The 15,497-nt window shown below is 72.0% G+C and carries 15 protein-coding genes; 8 read left to right on the plus strand and 7 right to left on the minus strand.

What is annotated here, in order from left to right:
* Nucleotides 1-366: 366 nt before the first annotated feature.
* Together ACYU7H_RS08885 and ACYU7H_RS08890 are read left to right on the plus strand one after the other, a co-directional pair.
* Nucleotides 367-840, plus strand: a complete 474-nt coding sequence (locus tag ACYU7H_RS08885; RefSeq protein ID WP_460814026.1) for a DUF192 domain-containing protein — start codon at nt 367-369, stop codon at nt 838-840.
* 55 nt (nt 841-895) lie between these two features.
* Nucleotides 896-1,738 carry a SirB1 family protein gene (locus ACYU7H_RS08890; RefSeq protein ID WP_460814027.1) on the plus strand — a complete coding sequence of 281 codons (843 nt, stop codon included), beginning with the start codon at nt 896-898 and terminating at the stop codon, nt 1,736-1,738.
* Between the two features lie 16 nt (nt 1,739-1,754).
* Here ACYU7H_RS08890 and ACYU7H_RS08895 read toward each other — a convergent pair whose 3' ends face one another.
* Nucleotides 1,755-1,949 (minus strand): rubredoxin, encoded by a 195-nt coding sequence (locus ACYU7H_RS08895; protein WP_460814028.1) that lies wholly within the window; start codon nt 1,947-1,949, stop codon nt 1,755-1,757.
* A gap of 77 nt (nt 1,950-2,026) precedes the next feature.
* Here ACYU7H_RS08895 and thiE point away from each other — a divergent pair, with 77 nt between their 5' ends.
* From thiE to ACYU7H_RS08910, 3 genes are read left to right on the plus strand one after another with little or no spacing between them, the layout of a single operon-like run.
* On the plus strand, nt 2,027-2,659 hold the full coding sequence (thiE, locus tag ACYU7H_RS08900) for a thiamine phosphate synthase (protein ID WP_460814030.1): 633 nt from the start codon (nt 2,027-2,029) through the stop codon (nt 2,657-2,659).
* 3 nt (nt 2,660-2,662) lie between these two features.
* Nucleotides 2,663-3,952 carry a glutamate-1-semialdehyde 2,1-aminomutase gene (hemL, locus tag ACYU7H_RS08905; protein ID WP_460814031.1) on the plus strand — a complete coding sequence of 430 codons (1,290 nt, stop codon included), beginning with the start codon at nt 2,663-2,665 and terminating at the stop codon, nt 3,950-3,952.
* Between the two features lie 3 nt (nt 3,953-3,955).
* Complete coding sequence (locus ACYU7H_RS08910) at nt 3,956-4,840, plus strand: ion transporter (RefSeq protein ID WP_460814033.1); 885 nt, start codon at nt 3,956-3,958, stop codon at nt 4,838-4,840.
* 16 nt (nt 4,841-4,856) lie between these two features.
* Here the strand turns inward: ACYU7H_RS08910 and ACYU7H_RS08915 are convergent, their stop codons facing one another.
* Nucleotides 4,857-5,681 (minus strand): SDR family oxidoreductase, encoded by an 825-nt coding sequence (locus ACYU7H_RS08915; RefSeq protein ID WP_460814034.1) that lies wholly within the window; start codon nt 5,679-5,681, stop codon nt 4,857-4,859.
* 41 nt (nt 5,682-5,722) lie between these two features.
* Nucleotides 5,723-6,415 (minus strand): protein kinase family protein, encoded by a 693-nt coding sequence (locus ACYU7H_RS08920; protein ID WP_460814036.1) that lies wholly within the window; start codon nt 6,413-6,415, stop codon nt 5,723-5,725.
* A gap of 41 nt (nt 6,416-6,456) precedes the next feature.
* On the opposite strand from ACYU7H_RS08920, the gene ACYU7H_RS08925 reads away from it, so the two are divergent.
* Nucleotides 6,457-8,505, plus strand: coding sequence for a bifunctional DedA family/phosphatase PAP2 family protein (locus tag ACYU7H_RS08925; RefSeq protein WP_460814037.1), 2,049 nt, complete (start codon nt 6,457-6,459; stop codon nt 8,503-8,505).
* On the opposite strand, the gene ACYU7H_RS08930 is transcribed toward ACYU7H_RS08925, so the two are convergent.
* From ACYU7H_RS08930 to ACYU7H_RS08940, 3 genes are all read right to left on the minus strand, one after another.
* Entirely contained in the window at nt 8,475-9,074 is a 600-nt protein-coding gene (locus ACYU7H_RS08930; RefSeq protein WP_460814039.1) for an LON peptidase substrate-binding domain-containing protein, read from the minus strand. The two genes, ACYU7H_RS08925 and ACYU7H_RS08930, sit on opposite strands and share 31 nt — an antisense overlap.
* Before the next feature lie 49 nt (nt 9,075-9,123).
* Nucleotides 9,124-10,563, minus strand: a complete 1,440-nt coding sequence (locus ACYU7H_RS08935) for a Mur ligase family protein (RefSeq protein WP_460814041.1) — start codon at nt 10,561-10,563, stop codon at nt 9,124-9,126.
* 61 nt (nt 10,564-10,624) lie between these two features.
* Nucleotides 10,625-11,203, minus strand: coding sequence for an adenylate kinase (locus ACYU7H_RS08940; RefSeq protein ID WP_460814043.1), 579 nt, complete (start codon nt 11,201-11,203; stop codon nt 10,625-10,627).
* Nucleotides 11,204-11,337: 134 nt separating this feature from the next.
* On the opposite strand from ACYU7H_RS08940, the gene ACYU7H_RS08945 reads away from it, so the two are divergent.
* Nucleotides 11,338-12,606, plus strand: coding sequence for a 6-phosphofructokinase (locus tag ACYU7H_RS08945; RefSeq protein WP_460814045.1), 1,269 nt, complete (start codon nt 11,338-11,340; stop codon nt 12,604-12,606).
* Nucleotides 12,607-12,622: 16 nt separating this feature from the next.
* Here ACYU7H_RS08945 and ACYU7H_RS08950 read toward each other — a convergent pair whose 3' ends face one another.
* Nucleotides 12,623-13,096, minus strand: coding sequence for a hypothetical protein (locus tag ACYU7H_RS08950; RefSeq protein WP_460815023.1), 474 nt, complete (start codon nt 13,094-13,096; stop codon nt 12,623-12,625).
* 242 nt (nt 13,097-13,338) lie between these two features.
* Here ACYU7H_RS08950 and ACYU7H_RS08955 point away from each other — a divergent pair, with 242 nt between their 5' ends.
* Nucleotides 13,339-15,393 carry a sodium-translocating pyrophosphatase gene (locus ACYU7H_RS08955; RefSeq protein WP_460814047.1) on the plus strand — a complete coding sequence of 685 codons (2,055 nt, stop codon included), beginning with the start codon at nt 13,339-13,341 and terminating at the stop codon, nt 15,391-15,393.
* Nucleotides 15,394-15,497: the final 104 nt, after the last annotated feature.

Consider the following 15,497-nt stretch of genomic DNA (forward strand, 5'->3'; position numbering starts at 1 on the left):
TGCTTTGAATTGACTTGGTTCTGTTCGAACGTCTGCCATGGACAACCGTCCACCGGCCAGACGCCCGCACAAGTCACCTGCGCACACTGTCAAGGATCAAAGGAACCGGCCTCAGCGCCGCGTCCCGTCGCCGCGAGCCGTCCGGCCCGAGCGAGCCGCACATTGTACGGCATATCCGGTTCAGGTCAACACCCCCTCGCCGGTTTTTTTCGCCTGCGACACCCGCCGGAAGACCGGCCCGGCGTCGCGGGGCGCGCATTGTGCACGGGTCGATCCGATCTGGGAAGGGGGTGGCATGAACGGTGGCCGATTGACGACGCATCGCGTGTCGCGGAAGGTCGACATCCTCGTTCAGGAGCCCCGCCCATGCATCGATCCGCGCCCCTCCGCGCTTCGCTGTCCCATGCACTCGCCGCCGCCGGCGCGCTGTTCTCCAGCGGCTGCGCGAGCGCGGGCGCGCCATGGGTCGAACTCGCGGGCGAGCGCTACCAAGTGGAGATCGCGGACGATGCGGAGGAACGCGCGCGCGGCCTGATGTTCCGCGACGCGCTGATGCCCGGGCACGGCATGCTGTTCATCCATGAACGCGAGTCGCGCCAGTCCTACTGGATGAAGAACACGCGCATCGCGCTCGACATCCTGTACTTCGACGCGTCGCGACGCCTGGTGTCGCAACAGCGCGACGTCCCTCCGTGCCTTCACGGCGATGCCTGCCCCTCCTATCCGAGCCGCGCGCCCGCGCTGTACGTGCTGGAACTGAACGCGGGCGAGGCCGCACGGCTCGGGCTCGAGGATGGAACGCAGGTCACGTTCGGACCGGGCATCGGCCCCGGGCCCTGAACCGGGCGCGCGGCACGCGCTTGAACCGCCGCGGGAACGCCGGCAGGCTTCGGGCATGGCCGACGACATCCACCTGCCGGACTGGGCGCAGCTGGCCGCGCTGGAAGACGACGACGTCCCGCTGCTCGGCACGGCGCTGCTGATCGCGCGCGACGAGTACCCCCACCTCGAGCCGGGCCACTACGACGCCCAACTGCAGGCGCATGCCGAGGAGGTGCGCGCGCAGGTCGAGGCGATCGATTCGTGGCCGTTGAAGATGCAGGCGATCAACCGGCACCTGTTCGAGGATCTGGGCTACGCGGGCGACACCGACGAGTACTACGATCCGCGCAACAGCTACCTCAACGAGGTCTTCGAGCGACGGCGGGGCAACCCGATCTCGCTCGCGCTCGTGCAGATGGAGGTGTCGCGTCGCCTGGGCATCCCGCTCGACGGCATCTCCTTCCCCGGCCACTTCCTGGTGAAGCTGCCCGTGGACGACGGCATGCTGGTGATGGACCCGTTCAACCGCGGGCGCCCGCTCGACGTCGACGAACTGCGCGACCGCGCGAAGCCGCACCTGGGCGGCGAAACGATCGACGACGGGGCCCTGGCGAAGATCCTCGACCGCGCCTCCCACCGCGCGATGCTCATGCGCATCCTGCGCAACCTGCACGGCGTGTACGCCGAACGCGAGGACTGGGAGCGCGCGGCGCGCAGCGCCGACCGGATCCTGCGCATCGCGCCCGACAGCCCGGAGGCGCTGCGCGACCGCGGCCTCGCCTACCTCCACATGGGCCACCGCCATGGCGCGCGGAAGGACCTGGAGCGCTACCTGCGGCTGCACCCCGACGCCGCGGACGCCGCGAGCCTGCATGCACGGCTGGTGGAGGCCAGCGGCGGCGGCCGCCCCCACTGAGGCGGGCGACGCCCGCTCAGACCTCCATCATCTCGAAATCGTCCTTGGTCACGCCGCAGTCCGGGCAGGTCCACGTGTCGGGCACGTCCTCCCAGCGCGTGCCCGGGGCGATGCCCTCCTCGGGCAGGCCGGCGGCCTCGTCGTAGATGAATCCGCAGACCACGCACATCCAGGTGCGGAACTTGGTGGCGGTGGCGACGGCGTCGTTCATTCGGATAATGCGCGCATGCGTGAATGCACATTCTCCCATCCCGGCCGCCGCGCCGGAAGCCGCGGATCGTCACGCGGATGAACACGCCCCACCTGCGTGGCCTGTACCTCGTCACGCCCGACGTGCCCGACACGGCCCGGCTGCTCGAACGCACGCGGCCACTGCTGCCGTTCGCGACGCTGCTGCAGTACCGGAACAAGGCCGCGGACGACGCCCTCCGGCGAGACCAGGCGCGCGCGCTCGCCCACGCCTGCCGCGGGGCGGGGGTACCGCTGGTCATCAATGACGACGTGGCGCTCGCCGACGCCGTCGGGGCGCAGGGCGTGCACCTGGGCGAGGACGATGCCGGCATCGCGTCCGCGCGCGCGCGACTGGGCACCCGCGCGATCATCGGCGCCTCCTGCTACGACGACCTTGCGCGCGCGGAACGCGCCGCCACCGCCGGCGCGGACTACCTCGCCTTCGGTGCCTTCTTCCCCTCGCCCACCAAGCCGGCGGCGCGGCGCGCGACGCCGGGGCTGCTGCGCGCGGCGGCCCGCTTCGGCCTGCCCCGGGTGGCGATCGGCGGGATTACCCCGGACAATGCCGCCGGACCCGTGGCCGCCGGCGCCGACCTGGTCGCGGTGATCAGCGGCGTGTACGACGCGCCCGACCCGCCGGCCGCCGCCCGCGTGCTGCAGGCGCTCTTCGACCCGCACCAGGCCGCCTGACCGATGGACCAGACCCGCTCGCACGCCCTCTTTGAACGCGCCCAGGCGCGCATGCCCGGGGGCGTGAACTCGCCCGTCCGCGCGTTCGCGTCGGTGGGCGGCGAGCCGTTCTTCACGGCCCGCGCCGAGGGCGCCTACCTCGAGGACGTCGACGGCAACCGCTACATCGACTACGTCGGCTCGTGGGGGCCGATGATCGTCGGGCACAACCATCCGGCCGTCCTCGAGGCCGTGCAGCGCGCGGCGCGCGACGGGCTGAGCTTCGGGACGCCGAACCCGCTCGAGGTCGAGATGGCGGAAACCATCGCGCGCCTGGTGCCGAGCTGCGAGATGGTGCGCATGGTCAATTCCGGCACGGAGGCCACGCTCTCGGCGATCCGCCTCGCGCGCGGCGCGACCGGCCGCGCCCGCATCGTCAAGTTCGAGGGCTGCTACCACGGCCACGGCGACAGCTTCCTGGTGAAGGCCGGCAGCGGCGCGCTCACGTTCGGCGTGCCGACCTCCCCCGGGGTGCCCAAGTCGCTGGCGGACCTCACGCTCACCCTGCCGTACAACGACTTCGACGCGGCGACCGCGCTGTTCGACGAAGCCGGCGACGACATCGCGGGGCTGATCATCGAGCCTGTGGTGGGCAACGCGAACTGCCTGCCGCCGCGCGAGGGCTACCTTCAGCACCTGCGCGCGCTGTGCACGCGCCATGGCGCGGTCTTGGTGTTCGACGAGGTGATGACCGGTTTCCGGGTCGCGCTCGGTGGTGCGCAGGCGCGCTACGGCGTGACCCCCGACCTGACGACCTTCGGCAAGGTGATCGGCGGCGGCATGCCGGTCGGCGCCTATGGCGGGCGGCGCGACCTGATGGAACAGGTGTCGCCCTCGGGGCCGGTCTACCAGGCCGGCACGCTGAGCGGGAATCCGGTCGCGATGGCCGCGGGCCTCGCCATGCTGGGCCTGGTGCAGGCCGAGGGCTTCCACGACCGCCTCGAATCGGCCACCCACCGGCTGTGCGACGGATTCGAGGCCGCCGCGCGCGACGCGGGCGTTCCACTCCACACGACGCGGGTGGGCGGCATGTTCGGCCTGTTCTTCAGCAGCGCGCCGGTCGACACCTACGCCGGTGCCGTCGCCTGCGACGTCGACGCGTTCCGGCGCTTCTTCCACGCGATGCTGTCGCGCGGGGTGTTCCTCGCCCCGTCGGCGTTCGAGGCGGGCTTCATGTCGTCCGCGCACGGCGAGGCGGAGATCGCGCGCACCCTCGAGGTGGCGCGCGACGCGTTCGGCGAGGTCGTGGGCTGAGGCATGGAGCCGCGCAGCCGATCCGCGCAGTTCTTCGAGCCCGACTACCAGCCGCGCGACCGGCACGGCTGGCGCGGGAAGTGGTTCGACATCATCTTCCACCACGATGCCGGCCCGGCGCGGAACTTCGACGTCGCCCTGATCGTGGCGATCCTGCTTAGCGTGCTGGTGGTGATCCTCGACAGCGAGGCCGGGCTGCAGGCGGACTACGGCGGCCTGTTCTACCTGCTCGAATGGGGCTTCACGCTGCTGTTCACGGTCGAATACGCGTTCCGGCTGTACCTCGTCCGGCGGCCGATGAAGTACGCGCGCAGCTTCTTCGGGGTGATCGACCTGGTGTCGATCCTGCCCACGTACCTCTCGCTGCTGTTCGCGGGCAGCCAGTTCCTGCTGATCGTGCGCGTGCTGCGCGTGCTGCGGGTGTTCCGCGTGCTCAAGCTGGTGGAGTACTCGAGCGAAGCGGGGGTGCTCATCCGCGCGCTGCTCTCGAGCCGCCACAAGATCTTCGTCTTCCTGTACGCCATGCTGACGATCGTGCTGATCTTCGGCGCGATCATGTACCTGGTCGAGGGCCCGGAGAACGGCTACACCAGCATCCCGATCGGCATGTACTGGGCGATCGTCACCGTCTCGACCGTGGGCTTCGGGGACATCGTGCCCGTCACGCCGATCGGCAAGTTCATCGCCTCGCTGCTGGTGCTGATCGGCTACAGCATCATCGCCGTGCCGACCGGCATCTACACCGCCGAACTGGCCAAGACCATGCGGCCGAAGCGCCGCACCGTCCGCTGCCGCGAGTGCGGCCTGGTCGACCACGAACAGGACGCGTGGCACTGCCGGCAGTGCGGCCGGGCACTTCCGGACACCGGGGAGACGGCGGAGGCCTGAGCCCGTCGCGCGGCGCTCAGAGGAACAGGTCCGGCAGCAGGCGCTTGCCGGGTTCCACCGCGTAGGCGTCGAGGTCCTCCACGCCCGCCCCGCGCAGCACGTCCTCGTCGATGCGGAACACCTCGCCCGATGCGATGGCCCGAGCTGCCGGCGTCGCCAGCATGGCGTGCGCGGCGTCGGCCACGATGTCCGGCGTGCGGCAGTGGGCGGGCTCGATGCCCGGGATCATGTTCAGCGCGTCGGTCGCGATCACGGTGCGCGGCCACAGCGCCTGCACCGCCACGCCCTGCGGCGCGAACTCGGCGGCTAGGCCGAGCGTCACGAAGCTCATGCCCATCTTCGCGAGCGTGTAGCCGACATGCGGCGCCCACCACTTGGGGTCGAGGCTCGGCGGCGGCGCCAGCGTCAGGACATGCGCATCGTCCGAGCGCAGCAGGTGCGGCAACGCGGCCTGCGCGCACAGGAAGCTGCCACGCGAATTGACCTGCTGCATCAGGTCGAAGCGCTTCATCGGCGTGTCGAGCGTGCCGCGCAGCCAGATGGCGCTTGCGTTGTTGACCAGGGCGTCCAGGCCGCCGAAGCGCGCGACGGTGGCGTCCATCGCGGCGCGGACCTGGTCCTCCTCGCGGATGTCGCACTGGATCGCGAGCGCCTGGCCGCCCGCGGCCTCGACCTCGGCGGCGACGCTGTGGATCGTCCCCGGCAGCTTCGGGTTCGGGACCGAGGATTTCGCGGCGATCACCACGTTCGCGCCGTCGCGCGCGGCCCGCAGCGCGATCGCCCGGCCGATGCCGCGCGAGGCGCCGGTGATGAACAGGGTCTTGCCGGCCAGGCTGGGCATGCGCGCGCTCCGGTGGGTGGGAGCGTGCATTCTAGGCAGGCTCAGGGCTTCGGGCCGCGGCCCTCGTTGTCCTCCCACTTGAACACGCGCCGGGTCAGGAACCGGTACACCGGCTTGCCCGTGGCGAACCAGGCATCGCGCACCCAGGAATGGCGCTTGAGCAGCCGCTTCTCGACGGGGGTGAGCGCGTCGCGGCAATAGGTCCGCTTGTGCTTGAGCAGGTGGCGCAGGTCCTCGCGGGCGAGCAGGCGGATCCACCGCGCGCGCGGCCTGCCCACGACCGCCAGCTGGAAATCGATCACCGCCGGCCGGCCGTCCTCGCGCACCAGCCAGTTCGCCTCCTTGGCGAGGTCGTTGTGGGCGATGCCGCGCCGATGCAGCTGCCGGAGCAGGCGGTGCGCGTCGCGGAACCACCCGGCGTCGCCACGCGGCGGCCGCTGGTACATGGCATCGCCCGCCATGTAGCTGCGGTCCAGGCAGCGGCCATCCCAGCGGCGCAGGCGCGGCACGTCGTCGAGCCCGTCGATCGCGCGCAGCGCATCCGCTTCCCGGCGCGCCAGCCACCACGCGGGCACGCGCAGCCAGCCGGGCACCGCGCGCAAGTCGCGGCGCACGAACAGGCCGTCGGCGTCGCGCATCAGGGCGATGCGGCCGAAGCTGTCGGCCTTCAAGGCGCGCACTTCGACGGCTTCGCCGCCGATGCGCCCCGTGCCACTGGTGGCGGATCGATGCATCGCGCCAGTCTAGCCGCGGCGCGCGCCTATAATCGCCCGCCATGAATCCCGCCTGGCTGGACAGCACGGTCGCGTGGATCGGCCAGCATCCGCAGGCGGCGGGCTTGCTGATCTTCCTGGTCGCCTTCTGCGACGCGCTCGCGCTGGTCGGCATCGTCGTGCCGGCGCTGCCGCTGCTGTTCGCGATCGGCGCGCTGATCGGCCTGGGCCACATCGATGGGCCCTACGCCCTGGCGTGCGCCACCGCGGGTGCCTTCGCGGGCGACGCGCTGAGCTTCTGGATCGGCCACCGCTGGGGTCCGCAGTTGCGCGACCGCTGGCCGTTCACGCGCTACCCGGGCCTGCTCGAGCGCGGCGAGGTGCTGGTCCGGCGCCACGGCGCCAAGGGCATCCTCATCGCCCGCTTCGTCGGCGCCGTGCGTCCGTTCGTGCCGGCCATCGCCGGGATGCTCCACATGCCGATGCGGCGCTATTTCCCCGCGAGCGCGCTGGCGGCGGTGGCCTGGGCGGCGCTGTTCCTGGCGCCGGGGTGGATCTTCGGCGCGTCCTACGACGCCGTCGCCGCCGTGGCCGACCGGCTGGCGCTCGTGCTGGGCGCCCTCCTGGTCGTGCTCGCGACGATGTGGGCCGCGGTCGTCTACGGGTGGCGCTGGTTCGACGGCCATGCCAACACGATGCTGGCGCGCCTGCTGGCGTGGACCCGCGCGCATCCGCGGCTGGGGCGCTACGCAGCGGCCCTGATCGACCCGAACCGCCCCGAATCGCCTTCGCTGCTCGTGCTCGCGGTGGTCCTGCTCGGCATCGGCTGGGCGTGGTTCGCGCTGCTGTTCACCGTGGTGGCGGGCGGCGAGCCGCTGGCCATCGACCTGCACGTGAACGAGGCGATGTTCGCGCTGAGGAACCCGCTCGCGGACCGGATGATGGCCACGCTGGCCACGCTCGGCGACCTGCAGGTGCTCGGCGTGGCCGCCCTCGCCGCGCTCGGCTGGCTGCTCTGGCGGCGACGCTGGATGACCGCCGCGCACTGGCTCGCCGCGCTGGCCTTCGGATTCGTGCTGACGACGCTGCTCGATGCGGTGATCGAGTTGCCGCGGCCGGTCACCGCGCCGGCCGGCTTCGGCTTTCCCTCGGTCCGGGTGACGATGACGACGATCACCTTCGGCTTCTTCGCGGTGCTGATCGCGCGCGAGCTGCCGGGGCGCGACCGCGTCTGGCCCTACCTCGTCGCGGGTGCCGCCGTGGCCACGATGGGCTTCGCCCGCCTGTACCTCGGCGCGCACTGGCTGAGCGACATCGTGGGCGGCGTGCTGCTCGGCCTGGTGTGGCTGCTGCTGCTCGGCCTCGCCTATCGCAGCCACGTGACGCGCTCGCTGTGGATGCGGCCGCTGGCCGCGGTGTTCTACGGCAGCTTCGCCATCGCCGCGCTCTGGCACGCGCCGCGCGGCAGCCAGGCGCTGCTCGCGCGCTTCACCCCGCCGCCGCCGGCCACGCTGCTCAACGCCCCCTACTGGCGGGAAGCCGGCTGGTCGAGCCTTCCCGCGTTCCGCAACGAGCCGGATGCGGCGCGCAGCTGGCGCCTGGACGTCCAGGTCGCCGGCCCGATCGGGCCCGTGCGTGCGCGGCTCGAGGCCCGCGGGTGGCGCATGCAGCCCCAGGCGGACTGGGTCGCGATGCTCGGCCTGCTCGACGAGGACGTGGCGACCGGCCGGCAGCCGGTCCTCCCGGCGACCCTGGGCGGCCACGCGGAAACGCTGCTGATGCTGCGCGAAGGCCTGCATCCGGGGCAGCGGCTGGCGTTGCGGGTGTGGCCGGCGCCCGCGCGGATGTCCGATGGCGCACCGCTCTGGGTGGGCTCGAGCCAGGTCCTCCACGTGACCCGGACCTTCGGCCTGCTGACGCTTTGGCAGCCGCTGGGCGAGGACAACGCGCTCGCGCACGAGGCGGTGCATACCGCGCTTCAGGACCTGGACACGCTGGAGTCGGCGCACCCCGCGAGCGGCCTGCCCGTCCTGCGCATCGACACCCGTGGCCTGGAGTCGACGAAGGCGCTGCCGCGACGCTATTCGTCCGGGAGCAGCGCCAGCAACTGATCCAGGCGCGCGTGCGGGTCGTCCTCCTGCAGCAGGCCCTGTCGATGGACGTCGTCCAGCGGAAGCAGCTCGGCGAGCCGCCAGCCGACCCATGCGGCATCGTCGAGTTGGGCGGGCGTGGCCGCGGCGTGCTCGCCGCCGGCCTGCTCCAGGATGCGCTGAAGCAGTTCCGACAACAGGCCGTGCTCGGGGCGCAGCGTGCCAGCACGCTCGTCGAGCCACTCCACCTCGCCCATCACCAGTCCGTTGTCCCGCACGCGGGTGCCGACCACGCGATAGCGCCGGCCGCCCCGGACCTGGAGCGTCAGCAGGCCGTCGTCGCCGGTCCCGAAGTCCTCGATCGTGGCGAGCGTCCCGACGGCGGCCGGCAGCAGCGGCGTGCTGCCTCCGGCTGCCTCGCCGTCGCCCGGCAGCAGCATGCAGATGCCGAAGCCGCCACCGTTGCGTCCGCACTCGCGGACCATGTCGAGGTAGCGGGGTTCGAATATCCGCAGCCCGATCGAGGCGCCCGGCAGGAGCACCGTCGGCAGCGGGAACAGGGGGAGCTGGGTCCGCGTGGCTTCGTCCATCGCACCCAGTCTATCCGCGGCACGGTGATGCGACGCGAAGGCCGCGTGCTCAGTCGCCGCCCAACGCCTCCAGGAATCGACGTGGCGCACCGTCGAATCCACCATTGGACATGAACACCACGTGGTCGCCCGGGCGCACGCGCGCGCGCAGCGCCGCGACCAGTGCCGCCACGTCGGGCACCGCCACCGCGTCGCCGCGCAGCGACGCGACGACGCGCCCGGCATCCCAGGCGAGTTCCGGGCGGTGGAGGAACACGACCGCGTCCGCGGCGGCGAGCGACGGCGCGAGCGCGTCGGCATGCGCGCCCAGGCGCATCGAATTGCTGCGCGGCTCCATGGCCACGACCACGCGTGCGCCGCCGACCTTCGCGCGCAATCCGGCCAGGGTGGTCGCGATCGCGCTCGGGTGGTGCGCGAAGTCGTCGTAGACCGTCACGCCGCCAACCTCGCCCAGCCATTCCATCCGGCGCTTGACGCTGCGGAACTGCGCCAGCGCGGGCAGCACGCCGGCGATGTCGACGCCCACGGCGTCGGCGGCCGCCAGCGCCGCCAGCGCATTCATCACGTTGTGCCGCCCCAGCAGCGGCCAGTGCACCTCGCCCACCTCGCGGCCATGGCGGACCACCGCGAAGGCGCTGCCGTCCTCGCGCAACAGCCGCGCGGTCCAGTCGAAGCTGGCGCCGGCCGCGCCTCTGTCCTCGCCCCGGTCGCCATGCGCCGCCGCGCCGTGCGCGGGCATGGGCGCGGCGAGCGCCGGATCCAGCCCGAAGGTCTCGACCGGCGTCCAGCAGCCCATCGCCAGCGTGTCGGCGAGGCGCGCATCCTCACCGTTGACGACCAGCCGCCCCCGGCGCGGCACGGTGCGCACGAGGTGGTGGAACTGCCGCTGGATCGCGGCGACGTCCTCGAAGATGTCGGCGTGGTCGAACTCGAGGTTGTTGAGGATCGCCACCAGCGGCCGGTAGTGGACGAACTTGCTGCGCTTGTCGAAGAAGGCGGTGTCGTACTCGTCCGCCTCGACGACGAACTCGCGGCCGCTGCCGAGGCGCGCGGACACGCCGAAGTCCTCGGCGACCCCTCCGACGAGGAAGCCCGGCGCGCGGCCGGCGGCCTCGAGCAGGAAGGCGAGGATCGTGGTGGTGGTGGTCTTGCCGTGCGTGCCGGCGACCGCGAGCACGTCGCGCCCCGGCAACACGTGTTCGGCGAGCCACTGCGCGCCGGAGGTGTAGCCGCGCCCGTCGTCGAGCACCTGTTCCACCGCGGGGTTGCCGCGCGACAGGGCGTTGCCCACGACGACCCCGTCGCAGTCCGCCGAGATGTTGCCCGGGTCGTAGCCCTGCCGCAGCGCGATGCCCAGGCGTTCGAGCTGGGTCGACATGGGCGGATAGACCGCCTGGTCGGTGCCCTCGACCGCGTGGCCGAGCTCGCGCGCCAGCGCGGCCACGCCGCCCATGAAGGTGCCGGCGATGCCCAGGATGTGCAGTTTCATGTTCGAACCCGACTTGGCGCGCCGAGGCGCGGCGCGTTCGCGAAATCCGGTGGGGCCGGTCTCAGCCGACCACGGGCACCGGCTGCAGCGCCTCGATGATCCGGGCGAAGACGTCGTCCATCGATCCGACACCGTCGACCACGCTCAGCAGGCCGCGCTGGCGGTAGTAGTCGACGACCGGCGCGGTCTGCTCGTCGTAGACCTTGAGCCGCGTGCGCACCGAGTCGGGGGTGTCGTCGGCGCGGCCTTCCGCTGCCGCGCGGCCGGCGATGCGCTCGACCAGCAGCTCGGTCGGCACTTCCAGCTGCACCGCGACGTCCATCGGCTGGCCGATGCGGGCGAGCAGGTCGCCCAGGGCGCTGGCCTGGGCCAGGTTGCGCGGATAACCGTCGAGGATGAAGCCGCCGCGGGTGTCCTCGCGCGAGAAGCGGTCCTCGAGCATCCCGAGCAGGATCGCGTCGGACACCAGCTCGCCCCGCGCCATGATCTCCTTCGCTTCCAGGCCCAGCCGGCTGCCCGCGGCCACTTCCGCGCGCAGCAGGTTGCCGGTGGAAATGTGGGGGACCTGCAGGTGACCGACCAGGCGCGCGGCCTGCGTGCCCTTGCCGGACCCCGGCGCGCCGAGAAGAACCAATCGCATCGACTTCACTCCTGAATGACCCGCCGCGCCGGCGCTAGACTGCCGGCCTCGCGGCGCGACCCCACGCCCCGCGGGCGAAACCGGGCGCCAGCTTACCGCACCGCCCCCCGCCCCGCCCCGCTCCAGGAGCCCACATGGCCACCCGACCCCGCCGCGGCACCCTGCTCTACGCCCAGTCCGGCGGCGTGACCGCCGTGATCAACGCGACCGCCGCCGCGGTGATCGAGGCGGCGAAGGCGCGCGGCGTCCGGGTGCTCGCGGCGCGCAACGGCATCCTGGGCGCGCTGCGCGAGGAACTGGTCGATGCCTCCAGGCTGCCTGCGGCGACGGTGCGCGGCCTGGCGCACACGCCCGGCGGCGCCTTCGGTTCCTGCCGGGTCAAGCTCAAGTCGCTGGAGGCGGACCGCGCCCGCTACGAGCGCCTGCTCGCGGTCTTCCAGGCGCACGACGTGCGCTATTTCCTCTACAACGGCGGCAACGACTCGGCCGATACCGCGCTGAAGGTCGCCCGGCTCGCGGAGGAATCCGGCTATCCGCTCACCTGCGTCGGGGTGCCCAAGACGGTCGACAACGACCTGGCGGTGACCGACTGCTGCCCGGGGTTCGGCTCGGCCGCCAAGTACACGGCGGTGTCCGTGCGCGAGGCGGCGCTGGACGTCGCGGCGATGGCGGACACCTCGACCAAGGTGTTCGTGTACGAGGCGATGGGCCGCCACGCCGGCTGGCTCGCGGCCGCCGCCGGGCTGGCGGGCGAAGGCCCGGACGACGCGCCGCACCTGATCCTGTTCCCGGAGCGCGCCTACGACGAGGCGGCCTTCCTCGAGAAGGTGCGGTCCGTGGTCGCGCGCGTCGGCTACTGCGTCGTGGTGGCGTCCGAAGGCATCCGCACGGCGGACGGCCGCTTCGTCGCCGACGCCGGGGCCGGCAGCGACGCGTTCGGACATACCCAGCTGGGCGGCGTCGCCGCCCACCTCGCCGGACGCGTCAAGGACGTGCTCGGGCTCAAGGTGCACTGGACCCTGCCGGACTACCTGCAGCGCTCGGCGCGGCACATCGCCTCGAAGGTCGATTTCGACCAGGCGTGCGCGGTGGGCCGCAAAGCGGTCGAGTACGCCCTCGCGGGGCGCAACGGGGTGATGCCGGTGATCGCGCGCACGTCCGACCGTCCCTACCGCTGGAAAATCGAGGCGGCACCGCTGGCGAAGATCGCCAACCACGAGAAGACGATGCCCGCGGGATTCATCCGTCGCGACGGCCTTGGCATCACGCCGGCGGCGCGGCGCTACCTGTCGCCGCTCATCCGCGGCGAGGCCTACCCGCCCTACGGAACGGACGGCCTGCCGAAGTACGTCGTGCCGGCGCAGTCGACGGTGCGCGCGACGCTGCCCCCGTTCGACGGCTGAGGCGCCGCGCGCGGGGTCAGTCGCCGCAGGCCTCGCCCTCGAGCGACATCGCCGCCGCGTACAGCGTGACCGGCGCGAACGTGCCCGCCTGGATCGCCGCGCGGGCCTCGTCCATGTAGATCCGCGCACGGCCCTGCGCGTCCAGCGCCGGCGGCTTCGCGTCGGCCGGCTTGCGCCAGACGTGCACGACCGCCTTGCGCGCGGGGCATTCCGCGCTCGGCACGACGATCACGTCGTTGAGCTTCCAGCCGTCCCCGGTCGACGGGCGCACCTTCGCAGCGTCCACCAGTTGCGCGCGCGGCTGGCACGTGGCGCTCGTGCGCGTGGCGGTGAACGCATAGGGTTCCGCGGCCTGGCCGGTGAAGCGGCCCTCCAGTCGCGCGCAGGCCTCGGGCAGGTTGCGCAGGGTGTGGGCGGCGCCGACGGCCTGCGGCGCACCGGGCGCCCGCTCGATCTCGGGCGACTGCGCCATCGCGGCGAACGGCAGCATGGCGGCGAGCGCCAGCGGCAGGCGGGCGGATCCCGCACGGACGGACAGCTTGGTCACGTGGTGTCTCCGTGGTCCTCGAAGCGGCCGGCAGGCTCGCACGGACACGCTGAATCCCGGATTCACGGGTCCCGGCGCCTTGTGCCATAGTCGGCGGCGCCGCGCCCGGGGACGATTCGAAGGCGCGGCCCAAAACCTGATCAAGCGTCATCCGAAATTCCGCAATCGACTCTGGGGAGGGGTTCATGCTGGAGCAGTACGGTCTGACCTTGGCGCTGGCCTGCGCCGTCATCGCGATCCTGTACGGGATCGTCTCGGCGCGATGGATCAGCGCACAACCCGCCGGCAACCCGCGCATGCAGGAGATCGCCGGCGCCATCCAGGAAGGCGCGCGCGCCTACCTCAACCGGCAATACACGACCATCGCGATCGCCGGCGCCGTCCTGCTGGTGGTCATCGGCGTGTTCCTGGACTGGGCCACGGCCATCGGCTTCCTGGTCGGCGCGGTGCTCTCGGGCGCGGCCGGCTACATCGGCATGAACGTCTCGGTGCGCGCCAACGTGCGCACCGCCGAGGCGGCCCGCACCGGCATCTCCAAGGCCATGGACGTCGCGTTCCGCGGCGGCGCCATCACCGGCATGCTGGTGGTCGGCCTGGGCCTGCTGGGCGTGGCCGGCTACTGGATGGCGCTGGGCGCGATGGGCATCACCGGCGAGGCCGCGCTGCACGCGCTGGTCGGCCTGGCGTTCGGCTCGTCGCTGATCTCGATCTTCGCGCGACTGGGCGGCGGCATCTTCACCAAGGGCGCCGACGTCGGCGCGGACCTGGTGGGCAAGGTCGAGGCCGGCATCCCCGAGGACGACCCGCGCAACCCGGCGGTGATCGCCGATAACGTGGGCGACAACGTCGGCGACTGCGCCGGCATGGCGGCCGACCTGTTCGAGACCTACGCGGTCACGGTCATCGCCACGATGCTCCTCGGCTTCCTGATGGCCACCGAGGTCGGCGCCAACGGCGTGCTGTACCCGCTGGTGCTGGGCGGCGCCTCGATCATCGCCTCGATCATCGGCGCGATGTTCGTGAAGGTGAAGGCGGGCGGCTCGATCATGGGCGCGCTGTACCGCGGCGTGATCGTCTCGGGCGTGCTGGCCGCGATCGCGTACTGGCCGATCACCACGGCGCTGATGGGCGACAACGCATACGGCGCGACGAACATCTTCGCCTGCGCGCTCATCGGCCTTGCCCTGACGGGCGCGATCGTGTGGATCACCGAGTACTACACCGGCACCGAGTACAAGCCGGTGCGGCACGTCGCGCAGGCGTCAACGACCGGCCACGGCACCAACATCATCGCGGGCCTCGGTGTGTCGATGAAGTCCACCGCGTTGCCGGTCATCGCGGTCTGCATCGCGATCTGGGCCTGCCACGCGCTCGGCGGCCTGTACGGCATCGCGATCGCCGCGACCGCCATGCTGTCGATGGCCGGCATGATCGTGGCGCTCGACGCCTATGGCCCGATCACCGACAACGCCGGCGGCATCGCCGAGATGGCCGAACTGCCGCCGGAGGTGCGCGCGATCACCGATCCGCTGGACGCCGTGGGCAACACCACGAAGGCGGTCACGAAGGGCTACGCGATCGGCTCGGCGGCGCTGGCCGCCCTGGTCCTGTTCGCCGACTACACCCACAACCTCGACACCATCGGCGCGGCGCGCGCGCTCGAGTCCGGCGGCACGTACGCCGCGCAGACCTTCGACCTGTCCAACCACTACGTGATCATCGGCCTGCTGATCGGCGGCCTGATCCCGTACCTGTTCGGCGCGATGGCGATGGAGGCGGTCGGCCGCGCGGCCGGCAGCGTCGTCGAGGAGGTGCGCCGGCAGTTCCGCGAGATCCCCGGGATCATGGAGGGCACCGGCAAGCCCCAGTACGACCGCGCGGTGGACATGCTCACCCGCTCGGCGATCAAGGAGATGATCGTGCCCTCGCTGCTGCCGGTGGCCGTACCGATCGTCGTCGGCCTGCTGCTCGGGCCGCAGGCGCTCGGCGGCCTGCTGATCGGCACGATCGTGACCGGCCTGTTCGTTGCCATCTCGATGACGACCGGCGGCGGCGCCTGGGACAACGCCAAGAAGTACATCGAGGACGGCAACTTCGGGGGCAAGGGCAGCGAGGCGCACAAGGCCGCGGTCACCGGCGACACCGTCGGCGACCCCTACAAGGACACGGCCGGACCGGCGATCAACCCGCTGATCAAGATCATCAACATCGTCGCGCTGCTGATGGTGCCCCTGCTCTAGCCGCACCGGCCGCGACCGCACCATCCCGGGCCCCGCCACGCGCGGGGCCCGGCGTTTCCGGCGCATGAACATTGCGTTAACCCGGATTCACGCAGGATGGCCGG

This window comes from Luteimonas pelagia, assembly GCF_054776035.1.

What these genes read in the sequence shown, in the direction of transcription:
- thiE (WP_460814030.1), top strand. Translation starts at nt 2,027, where the DNA reads ATGAACACGCCCCACCTGCGTGGCCTGTACCTCGTCACGCCCGACGTG.
- ACYU7H_RS08930 (WP_460814039.1), bottom strand. Translation starts at nt 9,074, where the DNA reads ATGGACGAAGCCACGCGGACCCAGCTCCCCCTGTTCCCGCTGCCGACG.
- ACYU7H_RS08885 (WP_460814026.1), top strand. Translation starts at nt 367, where the DNA reads ATGCATCGATCCGCGCCCCTCCGCGCTTCGCTGTCCCATGCACTCGCC.
- ACYU7H_RS08950 (WP_460815023.1), bottom strand. Translation starts at nt 13,096, where the DNA reads ATGCTGCCGTTCGCCGCGATGGCGCAGTCGCCCGAGATCGAGCGGGCG.
- ACYU7H_RS08910 (WP_460814033.1), top strand. Translation starts at nt 3,956, where the DNA reads ATGGAGCCGCGCAGCCGATCCGCGCAGTTCTTCGAGCCCGACTACCAG.
- ACYU7H_RS08915 (WP_460814034.1), bottom strand. Translation starts at nt 5,681, where the DNA reads ATGCCCAGCCTGGCCGGCAAGACCCTGTTCATCACCGGCGCCTCGCGC.
- ACYU7H_RS08945 (WP_460814045.1), top strand. Translation starts at nt 11,338, where the DNA reads ATGGCCACCCGACCCCGCCGCGGCACCCTGCTCTACGCCCAGTCCGGC.
- ACYU7H_RS08890 (WP_460814027.1), top strand. Translation starts at nt 896, where the DNA reads ATGGCCGACGACATCCACCTGCCGGACTGGGCGCAGCTGGCCGCGCTG.
- ACYU7H_RS08920 (WP_460814036.1), bottom strand. Translation starts at nt 6,415, where the DNA reads ATGCATCGATCCGCCACCAGTGGCACGGGGCGCATCGGCGGCGAAGCC.
- hemL (WP_460814031.1), top strand. Translation starts at nt 2,663, where the DNA reads ATGGACCAGACCCGCTCGCACGCCCTCTTTGAACGCGCCCAGGCGCGC.
- ACYU7H_RS08955 (WP_460814047.1), top strand. Translation starts at nt 13,339, where the DNA reads ATGCTGGAGCAGTACGGTCTGACCTTGGCGCTGGCCTGCGCCGTCATC.
- ACYU7H_RS08895 (WP_460814028.1), bottom strand. Translation starts at nt 1,949, where the DNA reads ATGAACGACGCCGTCGCCACCGCCACCAAGTTCCGCACCTGGATGTGC.
- ACYU7H_RS08925 (WP_460814037.1), top strand. Translation starts at nt 6,457, where the DNA reads ATGAATCCCGCCTGGCTGGACAGCACGGTCGCGTGGATCGGCCAGCAT.
- ACYU7H_RS08935 (WP_460814041.1), bottom strand. Translation starts at nt 10,563, where the DNA reads ATGAAACTGCACATCCTGGGCATCGCCGGCACCTTCATGGGCGGCGTG.
- ACYU7H_RS08940 (WP_460814043.1), bottom strand. Translation starts at nt 11,203, where the DNA reads ATGCGATTGGTTCTTCTCGGCGCGCCGGGGTCCGGCAAGGGCACGCAG.